At 41.8% G+C, this 19572-nt stretch carries 12 protein-coding genes, 2 pseudogenes and 1 riboswitch; of the genes and pseudogenes, 8 read left to right on the top strand and 6 right to left on the bottom strand.

What is annotated here, in order from left to right; all coding sequences use genetic code 11:
• Positions 1-27 precede the first annotated feature (27 nt).
• The 4 genes from uxaC to DXA15_RS18710 all read right to left on the bottom strand — a co-directional run bounded on the left by uxaC (position 28) and on the right by DXA15_RS18710 (position 3792).
• Positions 28-1431 (bottom strand): glucuronate isomerase, encoded by a 1404-nt coding sequence (gene uxaC, locus DXA15_RS18725; protein ID WP_046146044.1) that lies wholly within the window; start codon positions 1429-1431, stop codon positions 28-30.
• A gap of 3 nt (positions 1432-1434) precedes the next feature.
• Positions 1435-2103, bottom strand: a complete 669-nt coding sequence (locus tag DXA15_RS18720; RefSeq protein WP_128135037.1) for a bifunctional 4-hydroxy-2-oxoglutarate aldolase/2-dehydro-3-deoxy-phosphogluconate aldolase — start codon at positions 2101-2103, stop codon at positions 1435-1437.
• Between the two features lie 83 nt (positions 2104-2186).
• Entirely contained in the window at positions 2187-3230 is a 1044-nt protein-coding gene (locus DXA15_RS18715) for a sugar kinase (RefSeq protein ID WP_010800923.1), read from the bottom strand.
• A 121-nt stretch (positions 3231-3351) separates the two neighbouring features.
• Positions 3352-3792, bottom strand: coding sequence for a hypothetical protein (locus tag DXA15_RS18710; RefSeq protein WP_128135036.1), 441 nt, complete (start codon positions 3790-3792; stop codon positions 3352-3354).
• Between the two features lie 201 nt (positions 3793-3993).
• Between DXA15_RS18710 and DXA15_RS18705 the strand changes: the two genes are divergently transcribed.
• A complete protein-coding gene (locus DXA15_RS18705; protein WP_128135035.1) occupies positions 3994-4443 on the top strand; it encodes a helix-turn-helix domain-containing protein in 450 nt (149 codons plus the stop codon).
• Between the two features lie 446 nt (positions 4444-4889).
• Positions 4890-6392, top strand: coding sequence for a Fic family protein (locus DXA15_RS18700; protein WP_128135034.1), 1503 nt, complete (start codon positions 4890-4892; stop codon positions 6390-6392).
• A gap of 41 nt (positions 6393-6433) precedes the next feature.
• Here DXA15_RS18700 and DXA15_RS18695 read toward each other — a convergent pair.
• Positions 6434-7619: pseudogene (locus tag DXA15_RS18695) on the bottom strand (DUF418 domain-containing protein).
• Positions 7620-9388: 1769 nt separating this feature from the next.
• On the opposite strand from DXA15_RS18695, the gene DXA15_RS18690 reads away from it, so the two are divergent.
• From DXA15_RS18690 to DXA15_RS18680, 3 genes and pseudogenes are all read left to right on the top strand, one after another.
• Entirely contained in the window at positions 9389-12559 is a 3171-nt protein-coding gene (locus DXA15_RS18690; RefSeq protein WP_128135033.1) for a TonB-dependent receptor, read from the top strand.
• Between the two features lie 12 nt (positions 12560-12571).
• Positions 12572-14264: pseudogene (locus tag DXA15_RS28085) on the top strand (RagB/SusD family nutrient uptake outer membrane protein).
• 59 nt (positions 14265-14323) lie between these two features.
• Positions 14324-16378 (top strand): alpha-L-fucosidase, encoded by a 2055-nt coding sequence (locus DXA15_RS18680; protein WP_128135032.1) that lies wholly within the window; start codon positions 14324-14326, stop codon positions 16376-16378.
• 62 nt (positions 16379-16440) lie between these two features.
• On the opposite strand, the gene ribB is transcribed toward DXA15_RS18680, so the two are convergent.
• A complete protein-coding gene (gene ribB, locus DXA15_RS18675; protein ID WP_128135031.1) occupies positions 16441-17076 on the bottom strand; it encodes a 3,4-dihydroxy-2-butanone-4-phosphate synthase in 636 nt (211 codons plus the stop codon).
• 127 nt (positions 17077-17203) lie between these two features.
• Positions 17204-17330: riboswitch (FMN riboswitch) on the bottom strand.
• A gap of 107 nt (positions 17331-17437) precedes the next feature.
• Here ribB and DXA15_RS18670 point away from each other — a divergent pair.
• The 3 genes from DXA15_RS18670 to DXA15_RS26940 are packed head-to-tail and all read left to right on the top strand — an operon-like array spanning position 17438 to position 19390.
• A complete protein-coding gene (locus tag DXA15_RS18670) occupies positions 17438-17623 on the top strand; it encodes a hypothetical protein (RefSeq protein WP_010800915.1) in 186 nt (61 codons plus the stop codon).
• Between the two features lies 1 nt (position 17624).
• A complete protein-coding gene (locus DXA15_RS18665; protein ID WP_233567435.1) occupies positions 17625-18677 on the top strand; it encodes a winged helix DNA-binding domain-containing protein in 1053 nt (350 codons plus the stop codon).
• Between the two features lie 11 nt (positions 18678-18688).
• The gene (locus DXA15_RS26940; protein ID WP_128135029.1) at positions 18689-19390 is read left to right on the top strand and encodes a GNAT family N-acetyltransferase; all 702 of its coding nucleotides are present in this window, start codon (positions 18689-18691) and stop codon (positions 19388-19390) included.
• Positions 19391-19572 lie beyond the last annotated feature (182 nt).

Below are 19572 nucleotides of genomic sequence, written 5' to 3'. Positions count from 1 at the left end.
AAATTCGATTGGCGTACTTCTTTTTTATTAAAATCCGAAATATTCTTTCGCATTCTTATAACTGATATCCTCTACCATCTTACCGATGAAAGGAATTTCAGAAACCGGCAGCTCACCGTTTTCGACTTCTTTACCCAACATATTGCAAAGGATACGGCGGAAGTATTCGTGACGCGGATAAGACAGGAAACTGCGTGAATCGGTCAGCATTCCGACAAAACGGCTCAGCAGGCCCAGATCGGACAGCGTGTTCATCTGGTCTTCCATGCCATGGATCTGATCCAGGAACCACCAGCCGGCGCCATACTGCATCTTGCCCGGCAGCGAACCGTCGTTGAAGCTATAAGCCGTAGTCATCATTACGGCACTGTCTTTCGGGTTCAGGTTGTAGAATATCGTTTTAGCTAATGCTCCTTCTTCTTCCAGGCGGCTGAGGAAACGGACCATCGGTTCTGCCACTTCCAGGTCGCCGATAGCATCGTATCCGGTATCCGGACCCAGCTTTTTGAACATGCGGGCATTGTTGTTACGTGTCGGACCGATATGGAATTGTTGTGCCCAGTTGCTACGGGCATCCATAACAGCCAGTTCATACAACATGGCAGAACGGAATTTGTCGATCTCTTCGCCGGTCAATGCCTTATTCATTCGGGCTTTCATGAAGATAGCTTCTATTTCGGCATTGGTATAAGGAGTTGCGTAGAATGTACTCAAACCATGATCCGATACGCGGCAACCGACAGATTCAAAGAAGTCATGACGTTTCTGTAAAGCCGCTAACAAGTCTTTGAATGAAAGGATCGACATGCCGGAAGCAGCTTCCAGCTTAGTCAGGTATTCATTGTAAGCAACTACATTTTCGATAGCCATCGCCTTGTCCGGACGCCAGGTAGGAAGAACTTTCGTCTTCAACGAAGTGTTACGGATCGCTTTATGGTATTCCAGTGAATCGACCGGATCGTCAGTCGTACAAACAACTTCCACATTCATGCGTTCCATGATGGCCTGCGCACGAAATTCCGGGGTTTGCAGTTTGGCGGTACATTCGTCGTATATTTCGCGTGCAGTTGAAGGATTCAACACCTTGTCGACACCGAATATGCGGCTCAGTTCCAGGTGAGTCCAGTGGTAAAGCGGGTTGCGCATAGCATGTTGCAAGGTATCCGCCCATTTCTGGAATTTCTCGAATGCCGGTTTGTCGCCGGTAATATATTCTTCGGGAACACCGTTTGCACGCATGGCACGCCATTTGTAATGGTCTCCGCCCAACCAAATCTCTGTCAGGTCGGCAAACTGGTAGTTGTCGGCTATCTGCTGCGGGATCAGGTGACAATGATAGTCAATGATCGGCATCTTCGCTGCATGTTCGTGATACAGTTTTTGAGCTGTCTCCGTCTGTAGCAGGAAATCTGAATCAAGAAAAGGCTTCATATATCAACGGTATTTTTTGATGATGCTTAATGCGTTGCTGCAAAGAGCAGTGATGGCATTCCAGTCTTTGGCTGCAATGGTTTCTTTAGGGAACAGGTTGGAACCCATTCCTACACAAGTAACGCCAGCCTTGAACCAGGCCGACAAGTTCTCTTCTGTCGGTTCGACCGCTCCTGTAGCCATAATCATAGACCATGGCATCGGTGCTTTGATATTCTTGACAAAAGAAGGACCACCCACATTCCCGGCCGGGAATACTTTACACAAATCACATCCCACTTCTTGCGCAAAGCCTATTTCCGAAACAGATCCGCATCCCGGTGTATAAGGAACCAGGCGGCGGTTGCATACCTTCGCAATTTCCGGATTGAACAACGGGCCGACAACGAAGTTGGCACCCAGTTGCAGGAACAGGGCAGCCGTAGCCGGATCGACGATAGAACCGATACCTAAAACCATTTCAGGACATTCTACCGCAGCATATTTTACCAGTTCGGCAAATACTTCATGAGCGAAGTCTCCGCGATTGGTAAATTCAAATGCACGTACCCCGCCATCATAACAAGCCTTTAATACTTGTTTAGCCGTTTCTATATCTTTATTATAATAAACAGGTACCATCCCGGTGCTGATCATCGCATCCAATACCTGCATTTTACTAAATCTAGCCATTGTAAATAATTATTTAATGTGATCAATGTGCCAATGTGCCAATTAAAGTTACTAATGGATTTTTCCATTGGCTTATTATTTTCTCATCTCGACACTCTTCCCGATCCGTCGCCTTCCATCAGTTTTTCCACTTCGTCGACAGTTACCTGGTTGAAGTCACCGTAGATGGTGTGTTTCAGGCAGGAAGCAGCGACAGCGAAGTCGAGTGCTTTCTGGTCATCAGTCGTATAAGTCAGCAAACCGTAGATCAGGCCCCCCATGAAAGAGTCGCCGCCACCAACGCGGTCAACGATATGGGTAATATCGTAACGGCGTGACTGATATAATTTACCGTCGGCATATAGAACGCCGCCCCATGTATTATGATTGGCGTTGATAGAACCACGCAAGGTGATGATTACTTTCTTTGCACGCGGGAATTTTTCCATCAACTGTGTGCAAACCGATTCGAATTCAGCAGCATTTACCTGGCCTTCAGTCTGTGCAACGTCGAAGCCCTCCGGTTTGATACCGAATACTTTCTCTGCATCTTCTTCATTTCCCAGAATCACATCGCAACCGGCAACCAGTTCAGGCATTACTTCAGAAGCCTTTTTGCCGTATTTCCAGAGGTTTTTACGATAATTCAGGTCGCAGGATACAGGTACACCCAGTTTATTGGCAGCCTGGATAGCTTCCAGACAAGCGTCGGCAGCACCTTGTGAGATAGCCGGAGTGATACCGGTCCAGTGGAACCAGGAGGCATCTTTCAACACTTCTTCCCAGTTGATCATTCCAGCTTCTATTTCAGCAATAGAAGAATGGGCACGGTCGTAAACAACTTTGCTGGCACGGGCTACGGCTCCTGTTTCCAGGAAGTAGATACCCAGGCGGTCGCCTCCGTAAACGATGTGGGAGGTTCCGACACCATATTTACGTAAATCCATAACACAGGCACGAGCAATATCATTTTTCGGCAAACGGGTTACGAACTCTGTGTCGATCCCATAATTTGCCAGCGATACGGCAACGTTAGCTTCGCCACCTCCGAAGGTAGCATTCAATTGATTTGTCTGATTGAAACGGAGATAATCTGGGGTGGCCAGTCTGAGCATTATCTCTCCAAAGGTGATTACTTTTTTATCCATGGCATAAACTTTTATATTCCAGTGCAAAAGTAGTAGTTTATATTTAATTTCCTAACATGTGTGTGCGAAAACATTTATACAAAATGGAATTAAAACGAACATATTTTGTTTCTATTGTCAATCACCGATCTATTTCAGAAGTCAGCAATGATATTTGCAAATGGTTGTATCCAGCATTGAGTACTGTTTTCTTTTCATGTTCGATCCATATAGAAAGGGGTTTTATGGCAAAGTCGCGGGCCATTGGGTCCTGTAATTCTTCTTGTTCTGGTAAACAAGACTGATATTCTTTTCCGGGATCGGTGATTTCGTCTATCCGTAACGAAGCGATCTCATCGGGGGATAAGCAAACTTTCTTTTCCCATTTTTTACCGGTAAAGGTTTCCTGTACAAGACCATTGGTGTTTGTATATGTGATTATAAGTTTGCGTGCAGATAGTGTATGTACGGCAACATGGTAAATAATACAAAACGGCTCTTTCTCTCTTTTTTCTTTGCTGGTCCAAAACACCAGCAAAGATAGGGCTAATGCCATTAAAAGTAATGTGTATATTTTATTCATAACAATTCTTTATGCAAAAGACTGCATATAATTTTGAAAGGCTGTAGTTGTTTTACTTGTAAAGATTCAGCTGTTGGCTTGTATTTTACAATTTCATACAAGGAGAAAAAATATCGGATGTTCTGTTATATCCTTGTATCTTCATCAGAATATGGAGATTTGTTTATATATTTGTTTCATTCTTAAATTAAGATATATAACATGGAAACTGAAAATGTAAAGGATAGTAGAGTTCATCAGGGTGCTAATGTCGGTAAGATACGCCGATATGAAGGTATGAAACAGATAACGTTAGCTAATGAATTGGGTGTTAGCCAGCAGTTCGTCTCCCAGTTGGAACAACAAAAAGTAATAGGAAAAGATTATATGGAAAAAATTGCGTCTATCCTGAAAGTGGCACCCGAAGTTATTGAAAATATGGAAGAGACGCCGATTTCTGTAGTTATTGAGAATAATAATTTTGAGAATGGAAGCAATAATAGTGGAATAGGTTATGTTAATGAGAATGAGGTGAATGATAATAGGATAATTCATCCCGTTGAAAAAATTATCGAACTGACCAAAGAAAATGCATCCCTATATGAACGTATGATGGCAAATGAAAAAGAAAAGGTTGCCTTACTTGAAAAGCTATTGAACGAAAAGAAATAATAGCCTATGTTTTTCAGTGATTAGGAAGAGAAAAGTAAGGAAGCAAAGATGCTATCGAAAAATCTCGTTTAAAACGGACTTCAAGTTCATTTAAAACGGGTAAAATCTCGTTTAAAACGAACCTTAACCCCGTTTAAAACGAAATTTGGCTCGTTTTAAACGAGAATTCCCCTTTATTTTGAATTGATCCAAGTCAATTTATGCCAGAGGCTTCATTAGAATATGGAGATTTGTTCATATTTTGTTTCATTCTTAAAATAAAGATATGTAATATGGAAATTTTCGTGAGGGGTTTGGAGGCCTATCCGACCTTAAGTTCTAACACTAATTATTTGGTTCATAATAAAATTCGCATTATATTCGCATGATAATCGTGTGATTTCAGATCGTAATAATCGTGTAAATGAAAAGACGAATATTCGTGTTACACATAATGATTCAGAACTATGGCAACGATAGTAGAACTGTTAGCTTCTTCTTTAGATGTGCTTAAGCAAGTGCAACGGAATGATGATTTCACAATAATAAAAAGTGGCGATATGCCACGAACCCATATTAAAAGGCTGGTGGATAATAACTTTCTTAAACCCATCATAAAAGGTTGGTATGTAGTTACTGACCCAAGGGAAATGCCGGGTGATAGTACAGCATGGTATGCTTCGTTCTGGAATTTTATTGCTCGATACGCAAATGAACGCTATGGTAATGAGTGGTGTTTGTCTGCGGAACAATCACTGGCGATATATAGTGGTTCTACTATTGTTCCCAACCAGGTTATTATAAGAGCACCTAAAGGCAACAATTATGTGGTTCAGTTGATCCCTCCTACTTCTATTTTTAATTTAGGGGCAGAATTACCCGCAAAGATTGATACGAACAATCCGTATAAACTCAATCTCTACACACTACCCGAAGCCTTGATTGTGGCCACACCAACGATGTATCGAAATGATGCACTAGCCATGCGAACAGCTCTCGCAATGATACGTGATGGCTCTGAGATTCTGAAAATATTGGTAGATACGGGACAAACCGCACGAGCAGGAAGAGTAATTGGAGCATTTCGTAATATCGGAAGAGGGGATATTGCCGATGAAATTGCCGGAACAATGAAGCGCATTGGTTATGCAGTTTACGAAGAAGATCCATTTGAAGAAGTTGTCAAAGTTAGTTTATCTCCATTACCATACGCCATCCGTTTACGGCTGATGTGGCAGAATATGCGGGAAGAGGTTATTGCCCATTTCACCCGTTCCAAAAGCACACTTTCCACCGCTGAATTTTTGCAACGAATGGAAGCACAATACAAGTTGGATGCCTATCACTCCTTGTCTATTGAGGGGTATCGGGTAACGGACGAATTGATAAACAAAGTCAAAAGTGGTGCTTGGAAACCGGAAGGAGACGATGCAGATTCCAAAAATGCGCTTGCGGCACGTGGTTATTGGCAGGCATTTCAGAGAGTCAAAGTAGGTATATCTGATATATTGAATGGTATGAACAGTGCGGAAGTGGCAGAACGTGATTTGTCCGTATGGCACAGCGAGATGTTCATGCCATGCGTTACGGCAGGTATTATTAAGCCGTCCGACATTGTCGGTTATCGCTCCCATCAAGTTTATATTCGTAACTCAATGCACACACCATTAAAGCCGGATGCGCTCCGAGATGCAATGACAACCCTGTTCGAATTGTTAAAAGGAGAGTCGGAAGCGAGTGTACGAGCCGTTTTAGGACATTTTATATTAACCTATATTCACCCCTATATGGATGGAAACGGTCGTATTGGCAGATTTTTGATGAATACGATGTTGGCATCAGGTGGTTATGACTGGCTGATTATTCCGGTAGAAAGACGGGATGAGTATATGGTTTCTCTTGAAAAAGCAAGTGTGGAAAGTAATATAGTACCTTTTGTGAAATTTTTATCGAGTATTTCCAACTTTTAGAGCTAAAAAATAATCCCCCGAAGGGGATTATAAGTTAATGCTTATTTTGAATTGATCCAGGTCAGTTTGTGCCAGAGACTTTCCAACGGGCCTTGTTTATGCCCTTTCAACCACCATTTACAGAAACTTACCTGCAACAGGAACAGGATGAAACCGATCAGCAGGCTGACGGTATATCCGCAATAAGGAGCCAGGTATAAACCGAACGGGAAATAGATGATTGCTCCCATTATGGATTGGGAGATATAGTTTGTCAAGCTCATCTTTCCGTAGAAACGTAATGAGGTAGTCAGCTTCTTGAATGATTCTTTCTGATATAATAAAACGAAAGAGGCAACCAGTACAACTGTGAAGGCAAACTTTTGCCACATATCCAGAATTACACCTACCGTATTTTTGATCATATCCGCATCACTGTTATCGTATAACATGACCTCAACTGGTAGAGCGGACCGAATACAATCGCAGAAATGATCAGGCTTTTACCCAGAAGCGGGTATTCGTGTCGGAAGTAACAAATAATTGCTTTCTGCCGATAAGCAATCCGAGCATGAACAGGCCGGCTGTTTGCAGGAAGCGACCGGCACCGATTGCCCAGAACAGGCTGGCCTTTTGTCCGAGTGTTACGTTGCCGAGGATGAATTTCCAGAAATCACCTTCTTTAGTGTAAGCGGCTACTTCGCCGTACATCTCTCCGACGCCCAGATTCGGTAACGTATATTCAGTATTGAACAGGCTGGCGATATAATGGAACCATTCGACAGGCTGCAATAAAAGAATGATTGCCGTGATAAGGACCGCTTTATCACTCCATTTACGTACCAGAAAAAGGAATATTCCCACTACGCAGAACAACAGTAACACATCACCTGCCGGGAAGAAGGCGGCATTCAATGTGGCAAAACCTACCAGCAGAAGCAATCGCCAGAGGAAACGGTAACCGAAGTCTTTTCCTTTTTTCTGTTGGTTGGTATATTGGATATAAAATGTAAAGCCGAATAATAAAGCAAAAATAGCGTATGCTTTTCCGGCGAACAGCGAGAAGGTGACGCTGAAGACGCCTTCATTCAGAATGTTCAGCCATTCCGGTTGGCTGGCCGCATCCGGATATACCGGAAAGATAAAATGTTCCAGGTTATGAACCAGAATAATTGCCAGAACGGCAAAGCCTCGTAAAGCATCTACCACCTCGATACGGGGGATTTTGGAAGTTGGAGTTTGTTGCATGTCGATTATTTTTTTTTTGTTTAATAAATTCTTTACCAATTTGTTTGCCGGCTTTTCAAAATAATAATATGACAGCAGGCTTAGTCCGGTCACGATAATTAATATGACGGGTATCCCCAGTTGATACGGGATATGGAGATCGTAGCTACGGATTAACCAGTTATATCCTTCTATTATGAAGAGATGTATCAGGTAAAAACTGAAACTGATTTCACCTCCAATGACTTTCTGATGCTGTTGATTATATTATTATATCCTTGATCCATTGGTCTAAATTTTGTGTAAAAATAGCAATATATCTTGTTCGTAGATAAAATGGCGGGCTATTTAAGAATAAAACAAAATGGAATGAATGATCTGTTTTGAATTATGGAGTAGAAACATAATGTTTGTACTCCATAATATTTGTAAGCATGGAATTCGTCGACAGAAGATGCCGGGCGGCTTTCATATGAGCTAATGGAGAAGGCCCGTAAACTTCCGTTTATTGATTTATAGGGTAAATGTTGTTTGTCAAAATGTCAAATTAACCCTGTTGCCAGTGGACTGTATGTGTCCTTACTCAAGTATGTCCTTTTTTATTGCTCTTATGAGCAATGTTTGTATATCTTTATGTTGGTTTTTGTTTGTTGCGCCTATCTTTTGGTCTGCATTGTGCTAATATTGCTGGATATTGATATTGAATATGAACTATCTGTGTGAATGTGCTATTTGAATCTGATGCGATATTTGTCTCCGTCTGGAAAAATAACCTGTTGTAAAACATGTGTTTTGAGGGCAAAAAGACTCTGAAAAGAGGTCTCTTCGACCGAATTTAACAAAAATTTTCTTTTAAATAAATCCCCAATTCATTTAAAATGAAAAAAATCTCGTTTTAAACGAACTTGCAATTTATTTAAAACGGTGATTTGAATTTGGCTTTGATGAATTAAATGTTAAATATTGTATATCTGGTTCTTCTGCTTTGGTTGTCTTGCGTAACGTAGCTGATATGAAAATGTTTATAAATGGATCAATTTGATAGATTATTGACGCTAAATGCATCAATTTGAAAAAATGAGAGGTGGGGATTCATTTATTATATACTTGTCATAATATATCCCGAATGATGACTGACGTCTACTAGTCAATCTATATTATCTTTTGAAATTACCATAGGGTAATCTGGGATTAGGATTGATCATTGCAGGTGTTGTTGTTATTAATATTTTCTCAAAAACCGTATCGCATTAAAGTGAAATAGATAATATGTAACCGTTAATTATGTTTGAAATTTATATATTGTAAATTTTTAGAGGGAAGAATGATCTTATCTGGTGTAACCTGTTGACCTATGCGAAGAAACCTTGATTATCTCTGTTTATCTGAATTAGTGTGATAGTCATAAGATGATTTAAGTTCTGAAAGAACTCTGTTTTTTCTTCGCAAATATATTGAAATATTTATTTAATCGTGATATAATTATGTAAAAATATCATATTCTAATTCAATTTTAACAAACAAAGCTGATGTGTGCGTAAAAATCACTATAAAAGAGTTAGAAATTTCATACTACATCTTACTATTTTTTAGTCAATGAAATAAAAACCAGTTTTTGAATGGAAATATGAGAATGGGGTGACAGAGTTCTTTCAGAACTTATATAAATAATGACAAGCAAATGACTATGAAAAGTGCGCCCAGTTCTATTGTCTGAGAGTGAATGTTTCTACTTACCTGTAAGACTGCCGCCCTTTTTATAAAAGATGTATTCTTTAAATTATAACTTTATGCTGAAAAAAACTAAGTTAGTAAGTCTAATTTTGCTATCGGGAGCCTTAGCAGTTCCTGTTGGTGCTTTTGCTGAGATTGCACCTGAAAAGCAAAGTGTTAGCGTTTCCCAGCAAAGCGGGAAAGTTAGTGGTGTGGTAGAAGATGCCTTAGGTCCTATTACCGGAGCTACTGTACTAGTGAAAGGAACTACAAATGGAAATGTTACCGATATGGATGGTAACTTTACATTGGAAAATGTGAAAAAGGGTGATGTCATTCAGATCTCCTACATTGGATTTGTTACGCAGGAAATCACCTACACGGGACAAACAGCCTTGAAGATTGTACTGAAAGAAGATTCCAAAGCCTTGGATGAAGTGGTGGTGGTTGGTTATGCTACTGTGAAAAAAGCCAATTTGACCGGTGCCGTGTCTGCAATAGATAGTAAGGTCCTCGAAGATCGTCCTATCGTCAATCTGGGACAAGGTTTGCAGGGGGCCATTCCTAACTTGAATGTGACGACCAGTGGCCGCCCGGGTACAGGTTCTTCTTTCAACATTCGTGGTACGACGGCCTTAAGCGGTAGTAGTCCGTTGGTATTGGTAGATGGTGTGGAGATGGATCCAAACTTGATTAATCCTCAGGACGTAAAATCAGTATCTGTATTGAAGGATGCCGCTTCTGCTGCTATTTACGGTACACGTGCTGCTTACGGTGTTGTACTTATCACGACTAAAGGGGGACGGAAAGATCAGCCGACGCAGGTTTCTTTTGATGCATCCGTTTCTTTTAACGGTCCGACTACCCGTCCTACTTATATGAATTCTATGGAATGGGTGAACTGGATGAATACGGCAGAATATAACACCTCCGGACGTGAGCTTTATTCGCAGTTTGATGCTGAATTTATGGAGCATGTCCAAGCGTACTATAACGATCCTGTTAATAATTCTCCTGTTTATATCTCTTCAAATCCTAATTTAAGTAAGAACGGTACCAAATATACGTATAGTGGTAACACTAACTGGATGGAAGAGTTGTATAAGAAAAGTTATCCGGTGCAGAATTATGGCGTGAATATCAGTGGCGGTACTAAGAAAGCCACTTATTATACTTCTTTGGGGTATTTGAACCAGGGTTCTTTGTTGAAGTTTGGTAATGAGGAATTCAAGAAGTTTAATATCATGAATAATATTAATTATGATGTTAATAACTGGTTGCACTTATCGATGAAGACAACTTATAACCGTACGAACCTGTCCGGTTTGAATCAGGATAACGTTCATGGCGACAACTTTATGGGAGGTGATACTCGTCCGATCATGCCGGTTAAGCATCCGGACGGCAATTGGTCTGGCCAGGGTGATTTTACCAATTTCCCGGCTATCCTTTCGAATGGTGGTCGTAAGACAGACAAGAATGACTTCTGGAATACTGTTGCACTGAAGTTAACGCCGATCGAAGGTATGACTGTTAATATGGATTATACATTCAATTATTATGCTGAGCATAATAAATTTCATATGAAATCATTTAACGAATACGGTGCGGACGGACAATTCCTTCAAACATTCGCCTGGACAAACCCGAACTCTGTTGCCGAATCACAAAAGAATGATACATATAATGCATTTAATTTCTTTGGGGATTATGAAAAGACATTGAATCAGCATTATTTTAAAGTGATGCTCGGTTTTAATCAGGAGAGTAAACATACACGCAGCTTTAGTGCCAGTCGTGAAAGTTTGATTGCGAATGATATACCTTCGATGAATGCTGCTACCGGAGAAAAATATGTTAATAATGGTGAGGATTCCTGGGCTACCCGTAGCGGTTTCTTCCGTGTGAACTATGCATTTGCCGATCGTTATTTGATCGAATTTAACGGGCGTTACGACCTTTCTTCCAAATTTCCGAAACATGACCGTTCCGCTTTTAATCCCTCTTTTTCTGTGGGATGGAAATTGTCAGAAGAAGCCTGGTTTAAAAGCATGACAAATAGTTTCTTTGATGAATTGAAGTTAAGAGGTTCTTACGGTAGTCTGGGTAACCAGGCATTGGATAACGGTTGGTATGCTTACTTATCCAATTATGGAACCGGTCAGATCGGTTGGATTATGGGAAGTAACCAGCCGCAGGCTGTTGCACCGGGTGGTCTGGTGAGCCAGTCCATCACTTGGGAAACTGTTACTCAATGGAATATCGGTCTTGACTTCAACTTGCTGAACAGCCGTTTGAAGGGGGCATTCGACTATTACCAGAGACGTACGTCTGATATTCTTTCTGCAGGTAAAATCTTACCGGGAGTTTTAGGTGCTAACGAGCCTCTGGAAAATGCGGCAGAGTCACTGACGAAAGGTTGGGAATTCGAAATAAGTTGGAATGATCAGTTGCCTAATGGTTTACATTATAACATCGGTTTTAACTTATCTGATTATCAGAGTGAAGTGACAAAGTTTGACAATATAGAACGAAGCCTGAGCAATTCTTATGTAGGTCAGAAACAAGGTGAAATTTGGGGATATGAAACAGCGGGATTATTCCAGAGTCCGGAGGAAGTAGCTGGTGCACCCACTCAGGATAAAGTATCCGGTGGTATTCAGTTGATACCGGGTGATATTCGTTTTGCAGATCTGGATGGTAATGGAGTTATTGATTGGGGTGACAACACCGTTGATAATCCCGGTGATAAAAAGATAATCGGTAACTCGACTCCACGTTTCCATTATGGTATTAATCTGGGAGCAGACTGGAAAGGCGTAGACTTCTCCGTATTCTTCCAGGGGGTGGCTAAACGCGACATTATGATGCCGGGACTGCCTTTCCGTAATGGTTATTCCAGCGAATGGAATGTTCCTTCCGGTTATAATACGGATTATTGGTCAAAAGACAATACAGGTGCTTTATTCCCAGTTCCTCGCTTTAATGGCGGTTCGGCTATGGGGCAGAACCAGACTCGTTATTTGTTGAACGCTGCTTATTGCCGTTTGAAATCATTGAGTGTGGGCTATACGTTGCCGAAAGAATTTACATCTAAGTTTTCTATTGAAAAATTACGTGTTTATTTTACAGGAGAAAATCTCTTTACAATTTCAAATACTCCTGAAGGATTCGATCCGGAATTGGATGACCCCTATAAGTATCCGATGCAACGCGCTTGCTCTTTCGGTTTAAATCTAACTTTCTAAAAATAAAGGATTATGAAACAAAAAATATTATATATAGGTGTGGCTGCCGTACTCTCATTAACGGCATGTAACGACTCATTTTTGGAACGCTCTCCACAGAGTATCAATGATAAAACATTCTGGAATACACCGAGTGATCTGGAAGCTTATGTGAACAATTTTTATGGTTGGCTACCTAGTGGCGTAACTTCTATTGCCGACGGGGAAAGTGACGATCAGGTGCCTAACGGTATCGCGCAGTATTTTTGGGGACAGTTTACTACACCTACACCAGAAGCATCTTCCTGGTGTAACTGGAGTAAAGGGGCATGGAGTCCGATTCGCCTGACCAATTATTTTATGACACATTATCAGACAGTGGTCGGTTCGGAAGCGGATATAAATAAATATGTAGGTGAAAATCGTTTTTTCAGGCTTTCCAGTATGCCGGATTAATGAGAACTTTTGGTGATCTTCCCTGGATTGACAAAGAACTGGGTACTGATTCTCCGGAATTATATGATCCGAAACTTAAACGTTATGAGATAATGGATAAAATCATAGAAGACTTTGATTTTGCCATTCAGTGGTTACCCGAAAAACCGGCAGCCGGACGTATCGGAAAAGATGTGGCCCGTCATTTGAAAGCCAGAACTTGTTTGCATGAAGCTACTTATTACAGATACCACACCGAACTGGGGTGGCAGGACAAGGCTGAACGTCTTTTGAAGATGGCGGTCGACGAAACCGATGCGATAATAAATAGTGGCCGGTATGAAATTTATAATACGGGAAAACCTGAAAAAGATTATTATGAAATGTTCGTCATGGAAGATAAGACTAATCTTAAGGAAGCGATTCTTTCGGTAACTTTTTTGGATGGGAAGAGAAAACATGGTATGAGCCGTACTTTATGGGAAGCTAATACCGGTTTTTCCAAAAATTTCGTAGAAGGCTATTTGTGTAAGGATGGAAAGCCTATCTCTTTAAGTACCTATTATAAAGGAGATGAAAATATGCGTAACGAAACGACTGATCGGGATCCCCGATTGAAACAGACTATTCTTTCCTGGGATTTTCCGACTCGTGTTACTTTGTCGACAAATGACAGTACGTTTATAGAAGAGGAATCTAAGTTTATCGACCAGTATTGCTATACTGGCTATAAGTCGATCAAATATTTTATTCCGACCGATAAAGCATTTGAAGCGAATAATAATACGTATGATGGAATAGCTTATCGCTATGCCGAACTTTGTTGATAAATGCTGAGGCAAAAGCTGAATTAGGTACAATCTCACAGGCGGATCTCGATAAAACGATCAATGTGCTGCGTGACCGTGTTGGTATGCCTCATTTGACAATTAACGTTGGTTTTACCGATCCGAACTGGACAAAGTGGGGATATGACCTATCACCGTTATTGCAGGAAATCCGTCGTGAACGACGTGTCGAACTTGCTGGTGAAGGATTCCGCTGGGATGACCTGATGCGTTGGAAAGCCGGAAAGATATGCGATAATGTAAAAACGTATGTGGGTAAGCGCCAACCGGAAAAAGGTGGCAAATATGCGATTGTATATCCTAATTATACGAATGAGGATTATTCTTATGAAGCCGGAAAGAGCCGTACATGGGATGATCGTTTATATTTGCGTCCGATTCCTACGGCAGAACTTCAACGAAATCCTGGTTTGCTTCCTCAGAATCCGGGATGGGATAAATAATAGTAAAAGGGGCTGTGTCATGCAGCCCCTTTTTGTCTCTTTTAAATCATGAAAATACTATGAATGCAAGTAATATATTAATTGTTGGCCTTTGTGCCTGCACATTCTTGTCTTGCAAGGAAGTGGCTCCGCCTGCTCCCGTCTTGCCTGTTCCGACTCCGGAACAAGTTGCCTGGCAGAAAATGGAAAACTATGCTTTTGTACATTTCGGACTGAATACGTTCAACGATCTGGAATGGGGATATGGGAATACGCCTGCCGGAACATTCAATCCGACTGACCTGGATTGCGAACAGTGGGTGCGTGTCATTAAGACGGCCGGACTGAAAGGGGTGATACTGACTGCCAAACATCATGACGGCTTCTGTCTGTGGCCTACAAAAACGGTCGATTATAATATTTCAAATTCTCCCTATAAAGACGGAAAGGGCGATATGGTCCGTGAACTGTCGGATGCCTGTAAGAAATACGGACTGAAATTCGGCCTTTATCTCTCTCCCTGGGATCGTCATAATGCCGAGTATGGACGGGAAGGTTATCAAAAAACTTATCATGAACAGATTAACGAACTGACCTCTAATTACGGTCCGCTGTTCGAATTCTGGTTCGACGGGGCGAATGGCGGAAACGGGTGGTACGGCGGTACCGACGAAAGCCGTTCTATTAACCCGAAAGAATATTACGGCTATGAGATGGCCCGCGAAATGATTAAATCCAAGCATCCGGGTGCCATGATCTTTGGTGGAACCGTTCCGGATATCCGCTGGATCGGTAATGAGTCGGGCTGGGCGGGCGAAACGAACTGGGCTCCTTATTCATACGATAAAGAAGAACATTACAGCCAGGCCCAGTGGGGAATGAAAGACGGTGATAAATGGCTGCCGGGAGAATGCGATGTCTCTATCCGTCTGGGATGGTTTTATCATCATCGCGAAGACCACCAGGTCCGTACCGTTCCTAACCTGGTGGATCTTTATTATCGCAGTGTCGGGCATAATGCCAATTTCCTGTTGAATTTCCCGGTAGCTTTGAGCGGACAGATTCATCCGGTCGATTCGGCACGTGCTGTCGACTGGTATCACACCATCACGGCAGACTTGAAAGATAATTTACTGAAAGATATCAAACCGAAAGCCTGTGAAACCCGTGGTGGAACGTATAATGCTGGCAATGTAACAGATGGTAACTGGGATTCCTATTGGGCTACCTCTGATGGGATGACGACTGGGGCATTGACATTCCCGTTACCTGCCGGAACTTCTCTGAACCGTGTGCTGATACAGGAATATATCCCGTTGGGGCAACGTGTTTGTGCTTTTATGTTGGAAGTAGAGAAAGACGGGAAATGGATGCCTGTTGAAACTGCCGATACGCTTTCGACGATCGGGTATAAACGTATCGTTCGTTTTAAAACAACTCCGGCGGATGCCCTCCGTATAAGTTTTACAGAATCGAAAGGTCCGTTGTGTATCAATAATGTGGAGGCTTTCCTGGCTCCTCCGTTGCTGGAACAGCCCTATATTATGCGTAATGCCAAAAACGAAGTACGCATCGGAACAGAAAGTGAAGGTGCCGATATTTATTATACGACGGATGGAACGGAACCGACTGCCCAATCTGCAAAATATGAGACTCCCTTTATTCTGGATATCAAAGGAACAGTGAAAGCCGTAACTTACGATCCCCAATCAGGTAAAACAGGGCCTGTCGGTATGCGATATTTTGATCTTCCGGCTGCTGATTATAAAATTGTAAACCCTGTCGATGAGCGTACGTCTTTGCTCTTTGACGGGAACGGTTATTCGACTTATTATCTTCCGGAAGGTAAAAATGAGTTGGCGATTGAACTGGCTGAACCGCATGTGATCAAAGGTTTTGTTTATACTCCGAATCAGGGGCGTGATGCGAGTGGTCATATCTCCAATTATCAGCTACTGGTAGATGGTAAAATAGTTGCTTCCGGTGAATTTTCGAATATCAAAAACAATCCGATAGAACAGGAAATACATTTTAATCCTGTAAAAGGTCAAAAGTTAATCTTTAAGGCAACACGAATAGTGGATAATGCTAAACGTGTTGGAATTGCTGAATTTTCTGTTATTACAGAAGATTGAGGTATTCAACATAATTGATGGTGACAGCAAGGGCTTGTGAAGGTCCTTGCTGTTTTGCGAAACTAAGCCTCTGTCCTGAATCTGCATATGTCGTCGACCGAGACGACTGTCATCCCGTGTTTTTCTGCAAAATCAATGATTTCCGGCATGCGTGCCATTGTCCCGTCTTCATTTGTCAGTTCGCACAAAACGGCTGTGTCTCCCAGGCCGGCGAGTTTCACCAGGTCTACGCTTCCTTCGGTGTGGCCTCTTCGTTCTAAAACGCCATTATCTCTGGCTTGCAGGGGGAAAACATGTCCTGGATGGGATAAGTCCTCCGGTTTGGCACCTTGGGCAATTGCCGTTTTTATCGTTTGTATCCTGTCGGCAGCCGAGACTCCGGTGGTTACACCCTCTTTGGCTTCTATCGAGATGGTGAATGCTGTCTGGTTCTTACTGGTGTTGTCGTCTACCATCTGATGCAAACCGAGTGATCTGCATTTTTCGGAAGTGAGGCAAAGGCATACGATGCCGCTGCATTCACGGATCATCAAAGCCATGTCTTTTACTGTCATCTTTTCTGCGGAATAGATAATATCTCCTTCGTTTTCCCTGTTCTCGTCATCGACCAGCAGAATACCTTTTCCTGCCTGTAAACAGCTGATCGCCTTTTCTACGCGTTCTTTGTAGTCAACACCGAAATTTTTGATCGTTTTCATTTTCAAACCCTGTAATTTAAGTAGTTGTTAAATCGTTAGCATATTGCTGCAGGGCAGGAGGGAATACTATATACAACACTTCTCCTGCATAATGACTATGCCGGTAGAATTGTCGTACTATCGTTATTGTCTTCTTCTCTCATCCAGACTTTAACTGTCGGTCCCGGATTTTCACCAGGTCAGTCCTCTGTTTTGCAGAGGAGTCGCGGACTGTCACCGCCGGTAGGGAGTTACACCCTGCCCCGAAGAATACTGGTCACAAAAATAGAAAGAATTAGGAAAACAAACAGGATAAACAGATTAAAAGTGCAATTCTGAAAACAATAATTATATTTGTAGAAATATTAATCAATAAAATATCATGGGACACAATTGTAGCAAATGCCCGATACGGGCGAAATTTGAAAAAAATCCACGGTCATTATTAGGTCGTTTCTGGCGTTGGCACATTGATTATTGTCCGGGTTGGAAAGCCTATTTCACATCGTTGGACGCGGATGAGCAACAGCTATTGCGTAATAAGTATAACTTCAAGAAATATGAGTAAGATGCTCACCGATATCCGTTTGCGAAGTCAGCAATTAGTTCGTCCGGAATTTAAAGATCCCAAGGATTTGGTTTCCTGGATGGGAGCTGTCCAGGCACAAGAGTATAGAATGGTTAAGTGGGCGCTGGGAATACGGCTGAAATCAGCTACATTACAGACAATTAACGATGCGTATCAGCGGGGAGATATTCTGCGGACTCATGTGATGCGTCCCACCTGGCATCTGGTAGCGGCGGAAGATATCCGTTGGATGCTGAAGTTGTCATCGCAACGGATCATAGCTGCGTGCAACTCCTTTGCTAAAGGTAACGGAGTGGATATTCCTGAAAGTACCTACACCAAAGCGAATGATTTGTTTGAAAAGGTATTGGAGGGTAATAACCATCTTACAAAACAAGAACTGGAAGATGAGATTGTGAAGGCTGGTATTATGCCTGATTCTCCTAAATTAGGTTATCTTTTCACACGGGCAGAACAGGAAGGTATTATATGCAGCGGAGCAGATAGAAAAGAAAAGGCGACTTATGCTCTATTGGAAGAACGTGCTCCTAAGGTTAAAGAATTACATAAGGAGGAAGCATTGGCTTTGCTTGCTAGAAAATATTTCAGAAGTCATTCGCCGGCCAGCCTGAGTGATTTTGTCTGGTGGTCAGGCTTACCTGTGGCAGAGGCACGTCAGGCAATTGCTGCAATCGACGGTGAATTGAATAAAGAGAAATTTGCCTCGCAGGAATTGTTTCTCCATCAGCAGTGGGACAAAAAGTTCAGGACTAGCGATGTATTACATTTTATGCCTCCTTTTGATGAATATCTCATCAGTTACAAAGATCGTACAGCTGCGATGGATAAAGAACACCATCCGAAAGCCTTTAATAATTTCGGAATATTCTATCCGGTCATTTTATATAACGGGCAGATTGTCGGTAACTGGAAAAAAGTAAAAAAGAAAAGCGGTATGACATTTGATACGTCCTTCTTTGTCGAATGTCCGGATTTGGATAAAGAGTTATTGGAAAAGGCAGGGGAGAGATATAAGGCCTTTTATAATTTTTAATTGAGAAATTTATGAAACTAACGGTATTGGTAGATAATAATACATATATAGATCAGTATTATCTGGGGGAACCGGCAGTCTGTTATTATATAGAAGACGGTGAAACCCGTTTGTTGCTCGATACCGGTTATTCGGATGTTTACATCCGTAATGCAAAGGCGTTGGGGATAGACCTGGCACAGGTCTCTGTAATCGCTTTGTCCCATGGGCACAACGACCATACTCGTGGATTGCAATTTTGGTCCGGGGAAATAAATACCGCTGTACGTATTGTTGCCCATCCCGATGCGTTCAAAGAAAGGAGATGCGGGGAACTTTCCATCGGTTCCCCTTTGTCCGAATCCTGTTTAAGAGAGAACTTCGAACTGACTTTGTCAAGAAGGCCTATGAAGATAAGCGACCATATTACTTTTCTGGGTGAGATTCCTTCCTCCAATACTTTTGAACCACGGAAGTCTTTTGTAGATAGCAATGATGTTTGTCATGTCGGTAAATTGGTTGTGCATCCCGGATATCAGAATCAGGGAATCGGTAAGGTCCTGATGTATGAAATTGAAAAGTATTTTCCGGCTTGCCGTAAATTTGTGTTGTTTACCGGAGAGGAAACGCCCAATGCCTTACATCTGTACGAAAAAGTAGGTTACCATATCGTTTCGAAAGAAAATATGGGAGGTTTTTCTATGATTTTAATGGAAAAGGTTATAATTCGTTGATATTTTACAGGGCAACCGCACCAAAATTTCTATTAAAATATGTTTTGTGGCATAAATCATTAAAATATTTCAAAAAAAAGTTGTGTAATTGGGGAATAAAGGTAATCTTGCAGATAGAAAAGTCTTAACTATGAAAATAGAACCTTAACGACTGGATTTTTTACGTGAAGATTTTGCAAACC

This window comes from Parabacteroides sp. AM58-2XD, from assembly GCF_003463685.1.
Lineage (GTDB): Bacteria > Bacteroidota > Bacteroidia > Bacteroidales > Tannerellaceae > Parabacteroides > Parabacteroides segnis.
Note: the sequence above shows the minus strand (reverse complement) of the source record. Positions and strands in the feature narration are given on the sequence as shown.